This window comes from Paenibacillus sp. plas6, from assembly GCF_057221655.1.
On record NZ_CM170151.1, the window covers coordinates 2,959,693 to 2,977,901 of the forward strand.

At 38.4% G+C, this 18,209-nt stretch carries 14 protein-coding genes and 1 tRNA gene; 7 read left to right on the top strand and 8 right to left on the bottom strand.

Going from position 1 to position 18,209, the window contains the following annotated elements; all coding sequences use genetic code 11:
- Positions 1-20 precede the first annotated feature (20 nt).
- From AC2TDL_RS13220 to AC2TDL_RS13235, 4 genes are read right to left on the bottom strand one after another with little or no spacing between them, the layout of a single operon-like run.
- Positions 21-1,505 (bottom strand): Na+/H+ antiporter subunit D, encoded by a 1,485-nt coding sequence (locus tag AC2TDL_RS13220; protein WP_484696556.1) that lies wholly within the window; start codon positions 1,503-1,505, stop codon positions 21-23.
- A complete protein-coding gene (locus AC2TDL_RS13225; RefSeq protein WP_484696557.1) occupies positions 1,498-1,836 on the bottom strand; it encodes a Na(+)/H(+) antiporter subunit C in 339 nt (112 codons plus the stop codon). Before AC2TDL_RS13225 ends, AC2TDL_RS13220 begins: the two co-directional genes overlap by 8 nt.
- Positions 1,836-2,261 carry a Na(+)/H(+) antiporter subunit B gene (locus tag AC2TDL_RS13230; RefSeq protein ID WP_484696558.1) on the bottom strand — a complete coding sequence of 142 codons (426 nt, stop codon included), beginning with the start codon at positions 2,259-2,261 and terminating at the stop codon, positions 1,836-1,838. Before AC2TDL_RS13230 ends, AC2TDL_RS13225 begins: the two co-directional genes overlap by 1 nt.
- Before the next feature lie 3 nt (positions 2,262-2,264).
- The gene (locus tag AC2TDL_RS13235) at positions 2,265-4,658 is read right to left on the bottom strand and encodes a Na+/H+ antiporter subunit A (RefSeq protein ID WP_484696559.1); all 2,394 of its coding nucleotides are present in this window, start codon (positions 4,656-4,658) and stop codon (positions 2,265-2,267) included.
- A 131-nt stretch (positions 4,659-4,789) separates the two neighbouring features.
- Here AC2TDL_RS13235 and AC2TDL_RS13240 point away from each other — a divergent pair, with 131 nt between their 5' ends.
- From AC2TDL_RS13240 to AC2TDL_RS13265, 6 genes are all read left to right on the top strand, one after another.
- On the top strand, positions 4,790-5,446 hold the full coding sequence (locus AC2TDL_RS13240) for a histidine kinase (RefSeq protein ID WP_484696560.1): 657 nt from the start codon (positions 4,790-4,792) through the stop codon (positions 5,444-5,446).
- Positions 5,447-5,790: 344 nt separating this feature from the next.
- Entirely contained in the window at positions 5,791-7,164 is a 1,374-nt protein-coding gene (locus AC2TDL_RS13245; protein WP_484696561.1) for an ABC transporter substrate-binding protein, read from the top strand.
- An 89-nt stretch (positions 7,165-7,253) separates the two neighbouring features.
- Entirely contained in the window at positions 7,254-8,096 is an 843-nt protein-coding gene (locus AC2TDL_RS13250) for a carbohydrate ABC transporter permease (protein WP_484696562.1), read from the top strand.
- Complete coding sequence (locus AC2TDL_RS13255; protein WP_484696563.1) at positions 8,096-8,932, top strand: carbohydrate ABC transporter permease; 837 nt, start codon at positions 8,096-8,098, stop codon at positions 8,930-8,932. Before AC2TDL_RS13250 ends, AC2TDL_RS13255 begins: the two co-directional genes overlap by 1 nt.
- Before the next feature lie 91 nt (positions 8,933-9,023).
- Positions 9,024-10,058, top strand: a complete 1,035-nt coding sequence (locus AC2TDL_RS13260) for a LacI family DNA-binding transcriptional regulator (RefSeq protein ID WP_484696564.1) — start codon at positions 9,024-9,026, stop codon at positions 10,056-10,058.
- Between the two features lie 227 nt (positions 10,059-10,285).
- Positions 10,286-12,403 carry a methyl-accepting chemotaxis protein gene (locus AC2TDL_RS13265; RefSeq protein WP_484696565.1) on the top strand — a complete coding sequence of 706 codons (2,118 nt, stop codon included), beginning with the start codon at positions 10,286-10,288 and terminating at the stop codon, positions 12,401-12,403.
- Positions 12,404-12,536: 133 nt separating this feature from the next.
- Here the strand turns inward: AC2TDL_RS13265 and AC2TDL_RS13270 are convergent, their stop codons facing one another.
- The 4 genes from AC2TDL_RS13270 to AC2TDL_RS13285 all read right to left on the bottom strand — a co-directional run bounded on the left by AC2TDL_RS13270 (position 12,537) and on the right by AC2TDL_RS13285 (position 15,336).
- Entirely contained in the window at positions 12,537-13,040 is a 504-nt protein-coding gene (locus AC2TDL_RS13270; RefSeq protein ID WP_484696566.1) for a hypothetical protein, read from the bottom strand.
- Positions 13,041-13,217: 177 nt separating this feature from the next.
- Positions 13,218-13,294, bottom strand: a tRNA-Asp gene (locus AC2TDL_RS13275).
- 91 nt (positions 13,295-13,385) lie between these two features.
- Positions 13,386-14,501, bottom strand: a complete 1,116-nt coding sequence (locus AC2TDL_RS13280; protein WP_484696567.1) for an electron transfer flavoprotein subunit alpha/FixB family protein — start codon at positions 14,499-14,501, stop codon at positions 13,386-13,388.
- A 1-nt stretch (position 14,502) separates the two neighbouring features.
- Positions 14,503-15,336, bottom strand: a complete 834-nt coding sequence (locus AC2TDL_RS13285; RefSeq protein ID WP_484696568.1) for an electron transfer flavoprotein subunit beta/FixA family protein — start codon at positions 15,334-15,336, stop codon at positions 14,503-14,505.
- A gap of 379 nt (positions 15,337-15,715) precedes the next feature.
- Here AC2TDL_RS13285 and AC2TDL_RS13290 point away from each other — a divergent pair, with 379 nt between their 5' ends.
- Positions 15,716-18,187, top strand: coding sequence for a 3-hydroxyacyl-CoA dehydrogenase/enoyl-CoA hydratase family protein (locus tag AC2TDL_RS13290; protein ID WP_484696569.1), 2,472 nt, complete (start codon positions 15,716-15,718; stop codon positions 18,185-18,187).
- Positions 18,188-18,209: the final 22 nt, after the last annotated feature.

Here is an 18,209-nt window from a genome sequence, read left to right on the forward strand (position 1 = left end):
TCCTTTTTTGTTAGGTTGAATCAAGGACGAAATTTCAGTACTGCTTCGATATATAGAGTAGGATTAACCATAACCTCGGTTGCCTGCGCGATGTAGGGATTTACCCATTCCGCTCCAATTCCTAGAGCGAAAATCGAAGCAACAAGAATTGAACCAGGCAGAAGCGCACTTTTACCTGTAGAATATTGTTGCCCTTCACTCATTAGTGTTTCTCCCCAGAAACTATGAATAAAGATTTTTAATACGGAGTAAAGCACCATTAAGCTAGTGATTAAGCCAATAATTGAAACAGCCAGCTCGCCAGCAGATAAGGCACCCTGTAAGATTTTCACTTTGCCAACAAAGCCGCTTAATGGTGGAACACCTGCTAAAGCAAGCACACCTATAAAGAACAACCAGCCTAGCAGCGGACGGAATAGGATTAACCCGCTAAATTCTTTAAGCTTATCTGTTCCAAAAATATTAATAATAGCTCCGCCTGTAATAAAAATAAGTGCTTTAGCTAACATATCATGAATCAAATAATAAAAGGCTCCGTTAAGTGCTTGCTCTGATCCAACTGCAACCCCAAACAAAATAAAGCCGACAGAAACAATAACATTATAGGCAAGAATCTTTTTAATTTCCCAATGTGATACTGCACCGAGCGCCCCTAATATCATCGTTAAAGCTGCCATCCAAAGCATTACCGTATGGGTAATTTCAGGCTGATGATAAAACAGAAGCGTAAAGCTGCGAATAACGGTGTAAACCCCAACCTTTGTTAATAATGCAGCGAATAATGCAGCAATTGGCGGTGAAGGAGCACTATATGATCCAGGAAGCCAGAAAAAGAGCAGCAGCCCTGATTTTAAGCCGAAAACGATTAAATATAAGAAGCTAATTGCTGTTAATAAGCCATCCTGTCCAACCATTGCTATTCGCTCTGAAAGATGCGCCATGTTTAATGTCCCTGTAGCAGCATATAAATAAGCTGTTGCAATAACAAAAAGCGTAGAGGACACGACATTAATTAGCACGTACTTAATCGATTCACGCAATTGAATTTTTTTTCCTCCAAGTGCGATCAGCACATAGGAAGCAATAAGCATTACCTCAAAGAAAACAAATAGATTAAAAATATCGCCTGTTAGAAAGCTGCCATTAACACCCGTTATGAGCACTAAAATCATTGGATAAACAAAGTGCTTTTTATGCCCCAGCTCGATGGCTTGAAATCCGTAAAGCAAGCACATTAAGCTTACAAAGCAAGCTACTGTCACAAGGACGATAGCCAGCATATCTCCAACAAGCACAATGCCGTAAGGGGCGGACCAGCCGCCAAGTTCTAATACGAGAATATGTTCAGTCGATACGTAATAAATGACATATAAAGAAATGCATATGGTGGCGAGAAGACTCAGCACAGTAAGCCACTGCTGGAGCTTAATACGATCCCGTATAAAGACAAGCACAAGTGCAGTCAAAAGCGGGATAATAATCGGATAAATTAACAGATTACTCATGCGATTCTCCTCTCAGTTTTTTCATGTTAACCGTGCCAAGCTCAATATAAGTTCGATAGCCAAGCACTAGCAGCAATGCGGTTAAAGCAAAGCTAATGACAATCGAAGTAAGGATTAGAGCTTGAGGTATCGGATCTGTGTAACTAGCCGCTTTTTCCCCAAGTAACGGTGCAGCTCCTCGCTTTAAACCATTAATCGCCATAAGCATCATATGGGTAGCGTGACTAAATAACGTTAACCCAAGCACGATACGTAAAAAGTTTTTATGCAAGATGAGATAAGTGGCAACCGTAAAGAGAATGCCGGAAATAATAATCATAAATGTTTCCATTAAATATCATCCTCACTTATGCTTGAGATGATCGTCATCGTTGTGCCAACTACACACATATACACTCCAAAATCAAAAATCATTGCAGTAGCGAGCTCAGTATGACCAAGAAATGGAAGATCAAAGTAATTAAACGTTTGGGATAAAAATGGTTCGCCTAGCACAAGCGAGCCAACACCTGTTAAAACAGCGACAAGTACACCTGCAGCGGCAAGTTTTTTAAAGTCGACAGGAATAACCTCTTTAACCGTTTGTAAATCAAATGCAATATATAGCAGAACTAGTGCAGATGCCGTAATTAGTCCGCCAATAAACCCTCCGCCAGGATTATGATGTCCTGCAAACAGAACATAAATCGAAAAGGTCATAATAATAAATACAATAATTTTCGTTACAGTTTGTAAGTAAACGTCTGAGAACTTCATAGTTTAATCATTCCTCCCTGCAGAACGAAGTTTTATGAATGTATAGATGCCTATACCAGCCGCAAATAAAACCACGATTTCTAACATCGTATCAAAAGCTCGAAAGTCAACTAGAATAGAGTTGACGATATTTTTAGCTCCTGCGAGGGCATATGAATTCGTGAAATAATCAGCGATCGGTTCAAATACGCGATAACCATATGCGGACAAGCCCATCAACGTTAGTGTTAATCCCACTCCAACCGCAATAATCGCATTGCTTAACTTAAATTTAATAGATTCTAAATTAGACTTCATTTTCGGCAAGAAATAGAAGCAAAGCAGGAATAACGTTGTTGAAATTGTTTCAACGACTAGCTGGGTTAAAGCTAGGTCTGGTGCACGGAAAATAACAAAAAACAATGAAATGGTAAAGCCAATTACACCAACTCCCATAATCGACATTAAGCGGGAGGTTGAAAAAAGAATAAAGAAAGCAGCAATAATTGTTACGATTCCAATAACAAGCTCATACCATTCGATTGACGAATCCTGCGAAGTATCGAGGATAAATGAGCCTGTGCCAAACAAGGTTGCGAGAATAACAACAATCATAAAGCCAAAAATATAGCTTAAATAATGGGTTGTAGAGCCAGTCATATACGATTTTGTTGTCATTGTTGCAATCTTTTCAATAAACAACAATGCTTTATCATATAAGGTAAATAAATTGAATCGTTTTGGAATTAAATCGAAAAGTGGTGTTTTCCACTTCTCCATTGTTATATAAAGATACAGACCAACGAGTATAATTCCAATTGTCATACCAAGCTCTAGCGTTATCCCATGCCAAGCGGTAATGTGAGTGTGCCAATCTGGATATGAAGCAAACACTTGCGGTGCCATTCCTTTTACCGTAGGTTCTAATATTGATGTTGTTATTAATCGCGGAAAGAAAAATAAGCTAATGGCCAGCATTGACAAAAGCGCAGGCGACACCAACATTCCTATCGGCGCTTCATGCGGTACACGCTCCAGTAAGTCTGCATGGTAAGTGCCTGTGAACGATTTGAAAATAATAATCATACAGTAGATAAAAGTAAAAATACTTGCGATCCAGGCTAGTATCGGAATAATCGCCATCCAAGCGCTTGTATGACGAGATAAGTCCACTAGGCTAGTAAAAAACATCTCCTTACTAATAAATCCGCTAAATGGCGGCAAGCCTGCCATAGAAAAAGCACCAATCATTGTTAATGTAAAGGAAATTGGCATCAAATGAAGGATGCCGCCTAGTTTACGAATATCACGCGTACCTGTTTCATGGTCTAAAATACCGACCATCATAAATAGACTGCCTTTAAATATAGAGTGGTTAATTAAATGAAATATTCCTGCCACTAATGCACTTATAAACACCAATTTTTGCTCTGTATAGCCTGAATTCAAGGCTAGGGAGCCAACTCCTAATAAAATCATAATTAAGCCAAGCTGACTAATTGTTGAAAAGGCGAGTAACGCTTTTAAGTCATATTGCTTTAAGGCATTAAATGAACCTAGTATTAACGTAATTAATCCAACGATAATAATTGTCCAAGACCACTCCAGCAACATTCCGAAAATAGGTGTAAGCCTAGCTACAAGATAAACGCCCGCTTTAACCATAGTTGCTGAATGCAAATAAGCGCTAATTGGAGTTGGGGCTTCCATTGCATCTGGCAACCAAATATGAAACGGAAACTGTGCTGATTTCGTAAATGCTCCTAAGAGAATAAAAAACATCGCTGGTACGAATAAGGAGTGTGATAATAAACTATCACCAGCAGCTATCATTTCACGAATACTGAAAGTGCCTGATATAATATATAAAATGATAAAGCCCAGCAACATAGAAAATCCGCCGAACATTGTGATATACATTGCTTTTTGCGCACCATAACGTGATTTTTTGCGCTGATACCAATAAGCAATTAATAAAAAGGAAGATACGCTTGTAAGCTCCCAAAAGGTATACAGCATCATCAGGTTATCAGATAGCACTGAACCAAGCATTGCCCCCATAAAGAGCATAAGGTAAGCATAGAAGAAATTTAATCGTTCGCGCTCCTTAGATAAATAGTAAATGGAATACAGAACAACAAGCGAGCCGATTCCTGTAATTAGCAGACAAAATAATAATGACAAGCTATCTAAGTAAATAGTAAAGTCGATACCAATGGAAGGAATCCAAGGAATAGAAACAATTACAGGCTCAATTGCCTCATGAATGGAGAAGTAACGAATAAAATAAGCAAAAAGTGTTACTGGAACGATTAATGCTATCCAACCTGTATGTATAGCTCGTGTATACTTGTATAATAATGGGATAATTACAACAAAGACAAAGGGTAGTAGAATGGCTAGATGAAGACTCGACATATTGCTTCCTCCTTTATTAATTAATTTTTAAATTTGGATTAATAAACTTATAAGCAACTGGACATCAACTTTTTTGTTTATTTAAGTTAGAACAGTTATTATAAACTATATAATGAGGTGATAGATCAATCATGAATACGATAAATGTAAATGAATGCATATTGGTCTGTGTATATTATGGACCAAACGGTGAAAGGCTTATTCGACGAGGCGGAAAGCTTGCTAAAATGCTTGAATGCCCGCTTTACGTGTTAACTGTAGATTCTCAGCCTCAAGATGAATGGGACATTGAGAAAATCCATTATATTGCTGCTTGGAAAAAGCTAGCTCGTGAGTTTGGGGCAGAATTTATCATAAAATATAATGAAAAGAGATCCGTTGCTAAAGTTATTGGCGAAGTTGCCATTGAGAAAAAAATTACTCAAGTAGTGCTTGGTCAAACTGCCCAAAACCGTTGGGAAGAAATAACGAAGGGCTCGTTTGTTAATGTTTTACTCAATGAAATTCCGTTCGTCGATTTGCACATTATTTCTGTTTCTCGTGGTCAAAAAAATGTTGATGAATTTTATGAAAAAGGCATTCGTGCTTATTTAATTCAAACAGACGAAGGTTACAAACTAACCTTTAATCAAACGCAGCATGCCATTTATGAAGGCATATTTTATAAAGAAGTCGGTACCGACTTTAATAATGGACTATTTAAATTTCTTAAAGATGATGAAATGATTGAAGTTAGAGTAATGGATGATTATGTAAAAGACATCAATCATCGAATTAATCTCGAATAAGTATTAATTTGAATGAACGATAAAAAGAGCCACATCAATGAATTATACGATTGTGGCTTTTTTTAGTTTCATTTTTTTTACTTATAAAGAACTGCATAAAATGAGCAGCTAAGGTAAAAACTCTTTACGTAGTTAACTAATAACGTGATTAATTAATCACTAGTAATCGAAATTAGATATAAATCAATCGATTAATTTCGCAAAAAAGTATTGTCAACTTTAAACCACTATGCTACGATAATAGTCGTTGGAATCGTTTTCGGTAACGTTACCGAAAAGCTTTTCGGTAACGTTTGCAGAAAGAGTATTCTAAAGCAGGATTAATTACCTAGGGGGATTTAGTAATGAAGAAACTGAACAAATTGTTAGCTGTATCATTAGTACTTTCTTTATTGTTTATTGCAGCTTGTTCAAACAATAAAGAAGGGGAATCATCATCAAATGGCGGTAGCTCTGGTGGCGGTGAGTCAATCTATTTCTTAAACTTCAAACCAGAAATCGCTGAAGTGTATAACAAAATCGCAAAAGATTATGAAGCTGAAACAGGTGTCAAAGTAAAAGTTGTAACAGCTGCGGCTGGTACATATGAGACACAATTGAAATCAGAAATTGCAAAATCTGAACCACCAACAATTTTCCAAATTAATGGTCCAATCGGATATAACGCTTGGAAAGATTACACTCTTGATTTGAAAGATACAAAATTGTTCAGCTACCTATCTGATCAAAGCTTAGCAATTACAGATGGCGATGGTGTATACGGTATTCCTTACGTTGTTGAAGGCTACGGCATTATTTACAACAACGCAATTATGGAAAAATACTTTGCACTACCAAATAAAGCAACAAACGTAAGCTCAATGGATGAAGTGACTAACTTTGATACATTGAAAGCAGTTGTTGAAGATATGCAATCTAAAGCTTCTGAGCTTGGCATTAAAGGGGTATTTGCTTCTACTTCACTTGCTGCAGGTGAGCAATGGAGATGGCAAACTCACTTAGCTAACATTCCTTTGTATTATGAATTTAGCGCTATGGAAGGCTACGATAACCCAGTTATTGCAGGTCTAGAAGCAAATGAAATTAACTTCACTTACGGAAATAACTTCAAAAACATTTTTGATTTGTACATCAATAACTCAACAGTAAAACCAACATTGCTTGGTTCAAAATCCGTTGCTGATTCTATGGCTGAATTTGCTTTAGGACAAGCAGCTATGGTTCAAAACGGTAACTGGGCATGGAGCCAAATTTCTGAAGTTGGCGGCAACGTAGTTACACCGGAGGATATCAAATTCTTGCCAATTTACACAGGCGTTCCAGGTGAAGAAAAACAAGGTCTAGCTGTTGGTACTGAAAACTACCTTGCAATTAACAGCAAAGTTTCTCCAGAAAAACAACAAGCTTCAATTGAATTCCTTGAATGGTTGTTTAGCAGTGAAAAAGGTAAGCAATATGTAACAAATGAGCTAGGTTTTATTGCTCCATTCAACACATTTAATGAAAATGAGAAACCTGCTGATCCGCTTGCAGCGCAAGTTATGGATTGGATGAATAAAGATACAATTTCAGTAGCTTGGACATTTGCTGCATTCCCAAGTGAAGATTTCAAAAATGACTTCGGTGATGCTTTACTTGAATATGCACAAGGTTCTAAATCTTGGGATGAAGTGACTGCAACTGTGATTGAATCTTGGAAAAACGAAAAAGCTAAGTAATCTAAAAGCTTAACATCTATGTCACTATACATCTAACAGTATAGTGACATAGCATGTTATTTGATGCTGGCAGAACAGGAGACAGAGCAATGCAGAAGATGGTTAAAAAGTATTTTCCCCTTTTTGTGTTACCAACATTGATAGCTTTTGTAATAGTCTTTGTTATTCCCTTTGTTTTAGGGGTATATCTGTCCTTTACAGACTTTACAACGGTAACAGATGCAAAATGGGTTGGATTAGATAATTATATTAAAGCGTTTAAAGATAAAGATTTTCTAAATGCTTTATGGTTTACTTCAAAATTTACTGTTGTTTCAGTTATTTCAATTAATGTGTTTGCTTTTTTGTTAGCACTTTTATTAACCCAAAAAGTACTCGGCAGAAACGTATTCCGTACAATGTTCTTCATGCCGAACCTAATCGGTGGTATCGTGCTTGGTTATATTTGGCAACTTATTATTAACGGTGTGCTTTACAAATTCGATGCCACATTAACAACAAGTGCGAGTTACGGTTTTTGGGGTCTAGTTATCCTTATGAACTGGCAGCTAATCGGTTATATGATGGTTATTTATATTGCGGGGCTGCAAAACGTTCCGAAGGAGCAAATTGAGGCAGCAAAAATTGACGGTGCAACAAACGGTATTATTTTAAGAAAAATCATTTTGCCGATGGTTATGCCTTCAATTACGATCTGTTTGTTTTTAACATTGTCAAACTCATTTAAGCTATTTGACCAAAACTTAGCACTAACTGCAGGGGCACCGTCTAAACAGACATCAATGCTTGCACTTGATATCTTCAATACATTCTACAGTAAAGCTGGCTTTGAAGGTGTAGGACAAGCTAAGGCGGTTATGTTCTTTATTATGGTTGCCTTAATTGTGCTCATTCAGCTTAGTATTACTAGAAAAAGGGAGGTCGAAAGCTAATGCTTGACGATACACAAAAAAATAGACCGATCTTGTTTGTAGGGCTGGTACTGCTAGCAATTGCGTTCTTGCTGCCTATTTTGATCGTGCTTATGAACTCCTTTAAAGGGAAATTTTTTATTAGCGATGCTCCGTTTGTATTTCCAAACAGTGAAACCTATATCGGTTTTGAAAACTATACAAGCGGTGTAGCAAAGATTGGTTTCTTCTCTGCATTTGGTATGTCTCTATTTATTACTGTATGTTCTGTAGCAGCAATCGTTTTTTTCACTTCAATGACAGGCTGGTATTTAACGCGCATTAAAACAAAATGGGCAAGTGCATTGTTTTTCATGTTTGTGTTTTCAATGGTTGTTCCATTCCAAATGGTAATGTTCACCATGACAAAAGTAGCAAATATGCTTAATTTGGATAATCCAATCGGTATCTTATTTATTTATGTAGGATTTGGAGCAGGGTTATCAGTGTTTATGTTCAGCGGCTTTGTTAAATCAATTCCGCTAGAAATTGAAGAAGCCGTTATGATCGATGGCGGCGGACCAATTCAAATGTTCTTTAGAGTAATTTTGCCAATTCTAAAGCCAATTGCAATTACTGTAGCAATCCTTAATGTAATGTGGGTTTGGAATGACTATTTGCTCCCATACCTTGTTATTGGCTCTGAATACAAGACATTACCAATTGCAATTCAATATCTAAAAGGCGGATACGGTTCAATTGATATGGGTGCAATGATGGCGATGCTTGTGTTAGCGATTATCCCAATCGTAATTTTCTATCTAATTTGCCAAAAATATATTATTGAAGGTGTCGTTGCGGGAGCTGTTAAAGGTTAATCGACAAAATTTTGCGACAATTTAATAAAATGTTTATTAACCTGGAAATTTAGCGTATGATAGCATTAAAAAAGTTAAAGGATATGAAAGTATGGCTTCGATTACTATTATTGATATTGCGAAAATTTGTGGTGTAGGTGTAACTACAGTCTCCCGTGCAATTAACAATCATCCTGATATAAGCGAAGAAACTAAGCAGATGATTATGAAGGTTGTGAAGGAGTATAATTATGTACCTAACAACAATGCTCGTAATTTGAAGCGCTCAGCCTCTAAGACTATTGCAGTATTGATTAAAGGGCTTCATAATCCTTTCTTTATTAAGATGATTGATCTACTAGAAAAGGGGATTACAGAAAGAAAATACTCCTTTATTTTGCACCAGGTGTACGAACATCAGGATGAGTTTGATGTTGCAAATGAATTAATTACTGAGAAAAAGCTTAAAGGCATTATTTTTCTTGGTGGTTATTTACTTCATTCAAAGGAAAAGCTCGAGAAGCTTACTGTGCCATATGTAATGTGTACAGTAGGAGTTTCAACCGAGCTAGACAGCTACGATTATTCTTATGTTTCGATTGATGACTATAGTGAGAGCTACAAAATGGTCGATTACTTGTGCAAGCTAGGTCATCGTCGAATTGCTTTAATCTCTGCAAAAATGGATGATCGCAGTATTGGTCAATTGCGTTATTTAGGATATCGACAAGCTTTACAGGATAACGGTATTCCTTTTGACGAGAAATTAGTTCGGCCAATGAAGTCTAACCTTGTCGGCTATTCAATGGAAAATGGCTACGAGGTGACCAAAGAAATGCTGAAGGAGGGAATCTCCTTCACAGCGCTATTTGCAATTTCTGACTCATTAGCGATTGGAGCGAGTAAGGCTCTGCTTGAAGCTGGATTATCAATTCCTGGAGATTGCTCTGTTGCTGGCTTTGACGGTTTAGATATGGCTTTTTATTACCATCCTTCGATTACGACAATTCAGCAGCCAATTAGTGAAATGTCAGATGAAGCGATTCGTATATTATTTGATATGATTCATAAAAAAATTACGCATGCCCAAAAGAAATTCCCAGCTACGCTCATTGAAAGAGCTTCAACGGGAAAGCCTGGTGCATAGCGTAATTGGAATGCTTTTAAACCTCTATCTAAAGACTAGTAGTGTTGCTAGATTAAACGTTACTAGATTTTATAGATGGGGGTTTTTCATTTTATATGAATTCTAATTTAAAGATTATTCTTGAAAACTTTTCAAATTTATTTTCATTTTCTAATATTTCTTGGCTTAGTAGTCGATATATAACAATGGAAGAATTTATAAGCAACGAGAAAAGGAGAAGAATCACATTGAAATTCAAGCTATCACGTAATCATCTTTCAAGTAACAAACAATCGCGTAATAAGCTGTCACGTAAATTGATTATAGTGTTAATCGCTGTATATTTAATTGCGAGTATAACATCAATGATGGTTAATATGTCACAGCTCAAAAAAGTAGGCTTGGAAAAAGCAAGCTTGGAAGCAGTTGAAGCTAGTAGAGCGTTTACTTCATCCTTTCAAACGTTAATGGATAAGCAAACAGGTTCTCTAGTTACAATTTCTGAACTAATTACAGATTTACAGGCAGCAGGGACGACACGGGAACAATTATTAAATATGATAGAAAGCTATATGCTTGAGGATAAGGACATCTTTTTTATACAGTTGGCATTTGAGCCAAATGCATTTGACGGGAAAGACTCAGAATATAAAAGACTGCAATTATATAGCCAGGGTGAAGAACCAGGACGATTTGCAGTAAGCTTGATTGAATCAGGCACTTCAACTGTAAGAAATCAGATTTTCTCATTAAAAGAAGGGAATTCAGCACTTTTTTATAACAAAACCAAGGAACGCAATGAGGTTACTAGACTTAATCCAATTAACTACGGTTCCTTTGATCGGCCAGTCTTATATACTCCGATTAGTGCACCAATTTACAATAAAAAAGGTGATTTTATCGGTGTAATTGGTTATATGATTGCTTTACACTCCTTGCAAGAGCTGGCTGAAAATTATTCAACAGAAATATCCAGTGTAGGACTTATCTCGCAAGAGGGATACTATGTTGCAAATGGGAGAGATAGTGAACAATTAGGAGAGCCTGCAAACATTGAGCATATCCAGTTATCACAATCAGAGACAGTAGAGTATGAAAGCAAAGAACATAATGCTTTACAACATTATGTTCCGCTGTCCTTTGTCAGTGAGCAGGATACATGGCATGTAGAAGTAGTAACCTCCATGGATGAGGTATTGAAAGAATATAATCAAAGCAGAATCCTTACGATTATTATTTCCGTCGTTACAGCGATTATTTTTGCTGCAATCATTATTTATTTAATTCGCGTATGGGTATTGAAGCCGCTAAGTAAACTGAATGCTGGTTTAAGTCAAATTGCCGAGGGAGATTTGACGCAAGAGCTAAACATTCATACAAGAGATGAATTTAGCGAAATGGCTCAATACTTTAATACGATGAGTAAAAATTTACGTGAAATGTTCCGTCATGTTACTGATCTGAGTCATAATGTGAGTGCAACTTCTGAGCAAATGACGGCCAGCTCACAACAGACAGCGACTGCATCTACCAATATTGCGAGATCGATCGAAGAGCTTGCCTCTGGTGCAGAAAGACAACATAAGTTCTCAGAATTAACGGCAGCAGAAATGAAAGAAATGGCTCAAGGCATTGAAAGAATTGCTGAATCATCAACAATTGCCGCTACTTCCTCACACAGTGCTGAGCAAAGTACAATGATAGGTCGCAATAAAATGCAAGCGACAGTGGAGCAAATGAATCAATTACAGCAAACTGTTGAGCAGTCTAGTTCAGCAATTCAAGCACTTGCAGCTAAATCGAATCAAATTAAGCAAATTACAGAGGTTATCGCAAAAATTAGTCAACAAACTAATTTGCTTGCGCTTAATGCTGCAATCGAGGCTTCCCGAGTTGGCGAACATGGAAAAGGCTTTGCAGTAGTTGCTGGAGAAATTCGTAGTCTAGCAGATCAAACGAAAGAAGCTACAACTCATATTGCAGCTCTTATTGATGAGGTTTATGACGAAACTATACTTGCATCTCAAGCTATGACAGAGGGAACTGTTCAAATGGAAGCAGGTATTCATTCAGTGAATGAAGCAGGACAAATTTTTACTGAAATTTTTGCAGAAGTGCAGCAGGTAAATGAGCAAATTAATGAGGTATCTGCGGCTGCTGAGCAATTGCTTGCTAGTTCAATGGGAGTAGCCTCTACGGTTGAAAACTTCTCACGTAATGCCAGCGACACAATGAAAATTTCTGCTGATGTTGCGGCAGCGTCAGAACAGCAGCTTGCTTCAATGCAAGAGGTTGCTTCATCATCTGAAGCGTTATCGAATATGGTGCAGGAGCTTATGGATCGCTTAGCTAAGTTTAAGATCTAACGTTGCTCGTCATCATTAAATTGAATTAGAAACCGTTAAGGAGGTTATTTAGCGTCTAGCATTGGACGCCGAAATAACCTCCTTTGTTTTGGATGTATGCAGTATGATATATGCAGTATAAATATATAGCTAACTAAATCGAATTATCTTTATTCAACCAATATATCCCATAGCCAAAAATAACACCAAGTATTAATAAGTAACATAATAAGCTGGTTAACATAATATCCCCTTTTAACTCGACTCCTAGCAGCAAACAAAGCCACATAATAGCGATGTCTATCGTTAATAAAAAAGAAAAGCTAATTGCTACTACTCTAAATAATAAGCTCATTTTATGTCGTATTTTTTGTTCAAATTGCAAACGCTCCTGATCATTTTTCAGTTTATTAAATCCTGTAAAATCATCAAGTTTAATTGAGGCTCGTCTAGCAGTAAGTACAAGAGCTAAATAAATAATGAGATTAATTCCAATTAATAAATAGTAAAATGAGCTGCTACCGTAGTCATCAGCTTCTCCTTTAAAGTTAAAATGGGTTGGAAGTATCGGGTCTTTCATAATAAATACAATATAGGAGATTACGATGAGTTGAAAAAGAAGAGAAATAACAAAAAGGATATCTAATTTTCTTATCAAGAAACCTCACTCCTACTAAACATTTATGAGTTTGAGCGGAAACAAGGCAGTTTAATTAATTATATTACAGATAACAAGTTGTTAGGCAATACCTATTCTAAATTTGATTATAACCAAGCAGAAAAAATAAAAAAAAAGCCAATTGCAATAGCAACTGACTTCTTGGCAATGATAATATGGCGGAGCTGACGAGATTCGAACTCGCGTTCTCCTGCGTGACAGGCAGGCATGTTAGGCCTCTACACCACAGCTCCGCGTTCTTGTCTAACAACGACAAGAAATATATTATCATAAATCTATTAAATGTTGCAACAGTGAATTTCAATTATTTACTATAATCTTTAATTATTTCGTGGCAAGTGCTAAAAGTTCATCTCGCAGCAGCGGAATAATTTCAAATAAATCGCCAACAATTCCATAGTCTGCAACAGAAAAAATAGGAGCATTGGGATCGTTGTTAATGGCAATAATCGTTCTTGACTGACTCATCCCCGCTAAATGCTGAATAGCTCCGCTAATGCCACAGGCGATATATAGCTGAGGAGTGACCACCTTTCCGGCTTGACCGATTTGTAAGCTATAATCGCAATAACCAGCATCACAAGCAGCGCGAGATGCTCCGACCGCACCGCCAAGCAGATCAGCAAGCTGTTGCAATAATTGAAAGCCTTCCCTGCTGCCAACGCCACGGCCGCCTGCAACGATAATATCAGCCTCTGCTAAATCAATTCCGTTTTTTACACGACGTATTACATCTTTCACAACCGCCCGTAAAGGAGGAGCAGTTGTTAAAATTGCTTTAACATTGTTCTCGTTAATTTGCCGAGGCGCAGATCGCTGGTTTTGTTCTAGCAAATTTTTAGTTGCTTTTGCCAAAGCATCGTTATAATTGTTAGGACGAATTGAGATAAGAAACGGTGCTTTACCAACGAAACGTCTCGTTTCAAACGCTTTGCCCGCGTATATTGGTGAAGTAAAGCTAAAGTGAGTAATGTCTGTTTCTGCTGGTGATGACGGCAGAGGTGAAGGAGTGATGTTAAACAGCGATGTCTGCTCATTAACTTCCTGTACATTAGCTTCGTTTACTGTTGAAATCGAGGTGACATCCGAAATATACGCTGCATTGAGTGATGCAGCTAAACGAGGTGTCAATTCTCGGCCATATGATGTATGCCCTGTAATAATAAATGTTGGTTGAAATTGCTTTACAAGCTGTTGTAGCCTAGGAACGTCATCTAGGACATAATGGCTTTCTGCAAGATGAACATTTGCAGCTCCACCAGCAAGTAATTGCTTAGCTGCTTGACGTACCGAACTATCAATTACTGGAGCAGATAGATAGCAATGTACCTTGCCTGTTTGCTGTTGTAATAGCTGGTATGCAACGGCTAATGCTTCAAGCGTAACTTTCCGAATGGTTAAATTTCGATACTCCGCAATGACAAGTACATTGATACTCATCTTAGCTCTCCTTTCTGTCCGCCAAATTTAACTGCTGTAATATAGAAACTAACTGGTTTACTTGTTGCTCACTGTTTCCTTGCAGCAATTTGCAAGCTTGTCTTGCCGGTGGAACGGTTATATGGTCAATTATCGTAGTGCTAGCTGCAAACTGTTGCTGAAATGCATCTTCTGGCAAGAGCGAGCCAGGAAATCTTTCAGTTATAGCTTTTTTCTTAGCCTTCATAATTCCTGGAAGCGAAGAGGAGCGAGGCTCATTTAAACCTTGCTGAGCAGTAATTAGTGCAGGCAAAGGCAATATGACAATTTCAAAGTCTCCCTCGACATCGCATTCAACGAGTGCGACTAGTCCCTGCCAAGGAACGTCTTGTGTTAGTCCCAGCTCATCGGCAGTACCTAGTTTTAGCTTAATTGCCGCTGAGGCATGCGGAAGATCAAGCAGTTCAGCTACTTGCAAAGCAACACTTCCATTGCCAGTATCAACTGCAAATAAGCCAGCAAGGATCAAATCTGGCTTTAAAGGCTCTATACACGCTGCAAGTAAAGCAGCTAAATAATTGCTGTCCTCTAATTTTTCCTGCTCTGAAATCAGAATTGCCTGATCGACGCCAAGTGATAACGCTGTGCGTAGTGCAATGCTGCAGCGCTCTGGTCCTACAGTAATGGCGATAACTTCAGCTCCTATCGACTCCTTGATTCGTAGTGCTTCTTCTATTGCGTATTCATCGTAAGGGTTAATGACAAAGTTAACTCCCTTTTCTTGAATTTTTCCATTAATAACCTCTACTTTTTCCTCTGTATCGAAGGTTTGCTTTAATAGAACAACAATTTTCAAGGCAAAGAGCTCCTTTCATAACTCCTTTATGTACAAACTTCTAGTGCTACCATATGATGGATAATTATAAATTAGACCGTGCTTGAAGAAGCATGATGTGAGTTAAAGGCACATATAAATGAAGCAAGGCTTCAGCTAAAAGTAATTGATGGTATGCTGCAAAGCGTTGAACAACTGTTGTAATCTTTAACTTTCGTGCAATGCTAAATGAATTAATCTTATGTGAATTGAGAAACAGTTGATGAGGCGATCGAAGCAGTAATCGAGCTTGCTCGCTGCATTAACCACTATACTTGCTTTCAATTGTTAGCATTGCTTGTCCATATTACTTTTAATAAAAAGGAAGAAATAGGCAAAAACCTTTTGAAAGGGGCATTTAATGTTGGAAGCAAAGCGCAACGTAAAACAGCAGACAATTAGCAAAGTAGCTGTTATTGGAGCTGGAGTTATGGGTGCTGGCATTGCCGCTCACATGGCGAATTGCGGGTTTGAAGTTTGGCTATATGATATTGTTCCTAGCTCCTTAACTGAAAAGGAGCAAGCATTAGGCTTAACGCTGCAAGCTGCTCAAGTGCGCAATCGCTTATCACAGGCAGCGATTGATGCAATGGAAACACAAAAACCAGCCCCCCTCTACGATATGAGCTTTAGGAAACGCATACACGCATGTAATTTAGAAGATGATGCAAAGCTGCTTTATGAGATAGATTGGATTGTTGAAGCAGTAGTGGAACGGCTAGATATTAAGAAGCAGGTAATGAGCTGGATAGATCAGCATCGCAGACCTGGAGCGCTTGTTACGACTAATACATCAGGATTAAGTGCTGCTGCAATGATCGAGCATTGCTCAAAGGATATGAGACAGCATTTTGCTGTAACGCATTTCTTTAATCCGCCTCGGTATATGAAGCTAGTAGAATTGGTTGCAACTGAAGAAACGTTGCCAGAGGTAGCTTCTCTGTTAATGAAAATTTGTGAGCAAAGATTAGGCAAAGGAGTAGTTGTTGCTAAAGATACGCCGAATTTTATCGCCAATCGGATTGGCACGTACAGTATGTTGAAAACAATTGAAGCGACTCAGACGTTTCGCTTATCGATTGAAGAGGTTGATGCCCTAACTGGACCAGTTATTGGGCGACCTAAGACCGCTACTTATCGAATGCTAGATTTAGTAGGACTAGATACATTACTGCTGGTTGTCGACAATGTATCTTCCCGCAGCGAGGATGAAACAGAGAAAGCGGCATTTGCCCGACCAAGATTGCTTGAATTGCTAGTATCGCGAGGTTCGTTTGGAGAGAAAAGCGGCTCAGGCTTTTATCGAAAGACGAGAAATGAAGCTGGTTCGACAATTATTGAAGCTATTCAGCTAGAGGATCCGCAATTAGGCTATGCTCCTATTTTAAAAGTTAACTCTCCTATCATTGATGCAGCCAAACAAGCGAAAGGAATAAAAGCTAAATTACAAGCCTTATTAAATTCAGCGCCGGATCATCCTCATACGTTATTTATTTGGCAAATCTTAAAAGCTACTTTTCTATATGCCGCAAGGCAAGTGGGGGTTATTGCTGACAATATTGCAGACATCGATAAGGCAATGCGACTTGGCTTTAATTGGGAGCTAGGTCCATTCCAGCTATGGGATGCTGTCGGCCTTGTTGCCTCAGTTAAGCGCATGAAAGATGAAGGTGAAACAGTTCCGAGCTGGGTAGAAGAGTGGATAGCTACTGGACATGATTACTTTTATACAACGGTTGCAGGAAAAACATTTTATGTGCAGCGACAAAGACTAGCTCTGCTAGAGCAAGAACAGAGAGTGATCGAGCTGGCAAGAGTTAAAGAGGAAAAAGGAACAGTCTGGAGTAACCGCGATGCCAGCTTAATCGATATTGGCGATGAGGTATTAGCGTTAGAATTTCATTCTAAAAGCAATTCGATTGGAACAGAGGTATTATCTGCGATTCGCTATGCTTGTCATGAAACTGCCAAACAATGGCGCGGGCTTGTTATTGCTAATGAAGGCAAGCATTTTAGTGTAGGGGCAAACTTGATGCTGCTACTAATGGAAGCGATGAATGAGGAATGGGATGAGGTTGAAGATATTATTACTTTATTTCAGCAAACCATGCTTGGACTAAAGAGATTGTCTCGGCCTGTTGTAGTTGCTCCACATGGTATGACGCTTGGCGGAGGAGTCGAGGTTTGTTTGCCTGCAGATGCCATTATTGCTGCACCCGAAACCTATTTTGGATTAGTAGAGACAGGAGTGGGGTTAATTCCAGCAGGAGGTGGTTGCAAAGAAGCGGCTAGATTAGCGATGCAGCGTGCAGCATTTGGAGCTGGACCCGGACTGCAAATCGAAAAGAAATTGTTAGCGGGTGATCTTCAGCCGCATTTAAACACATTATTTGAAAGCATTGCTCTTGCAAAAACGTCAAGCAGCGGTTATGAAATTGCAAGACTTGGTTATGCTCGGCCGCAAGATCGAGTCGTAGTACGTGAAGAAACAAGAATTTTTGAAGCAAAGCAAGAGGTGCTTAGATTGGATGCAATGGGCTATTTGCCACCGCAGGATGAATTAATTGCCGTAGCAGGTAAAGATGGGAAAGCGGTGCTTAAGCTAGCTATTCAAAGCATGAAGCTAGCTGGGTATATTAGCGATTACGATGCTCTAATAGCTAACAAATTAGCTCATGTATTATGCGGTGGCGACGTTCCTTCTGGCACGCTGGTCAGCGAGCAACATTTGCTGCAGTTAGAGTGTGAAGCTTTTCTCAGTTTATGTGGAGAGCCCAAAACACAGCAGCGCATGAGCCATATGCTTCGATATGGAAAGCCATTACGAAATTAATCTATAGAGAGGAAGGCTGAAG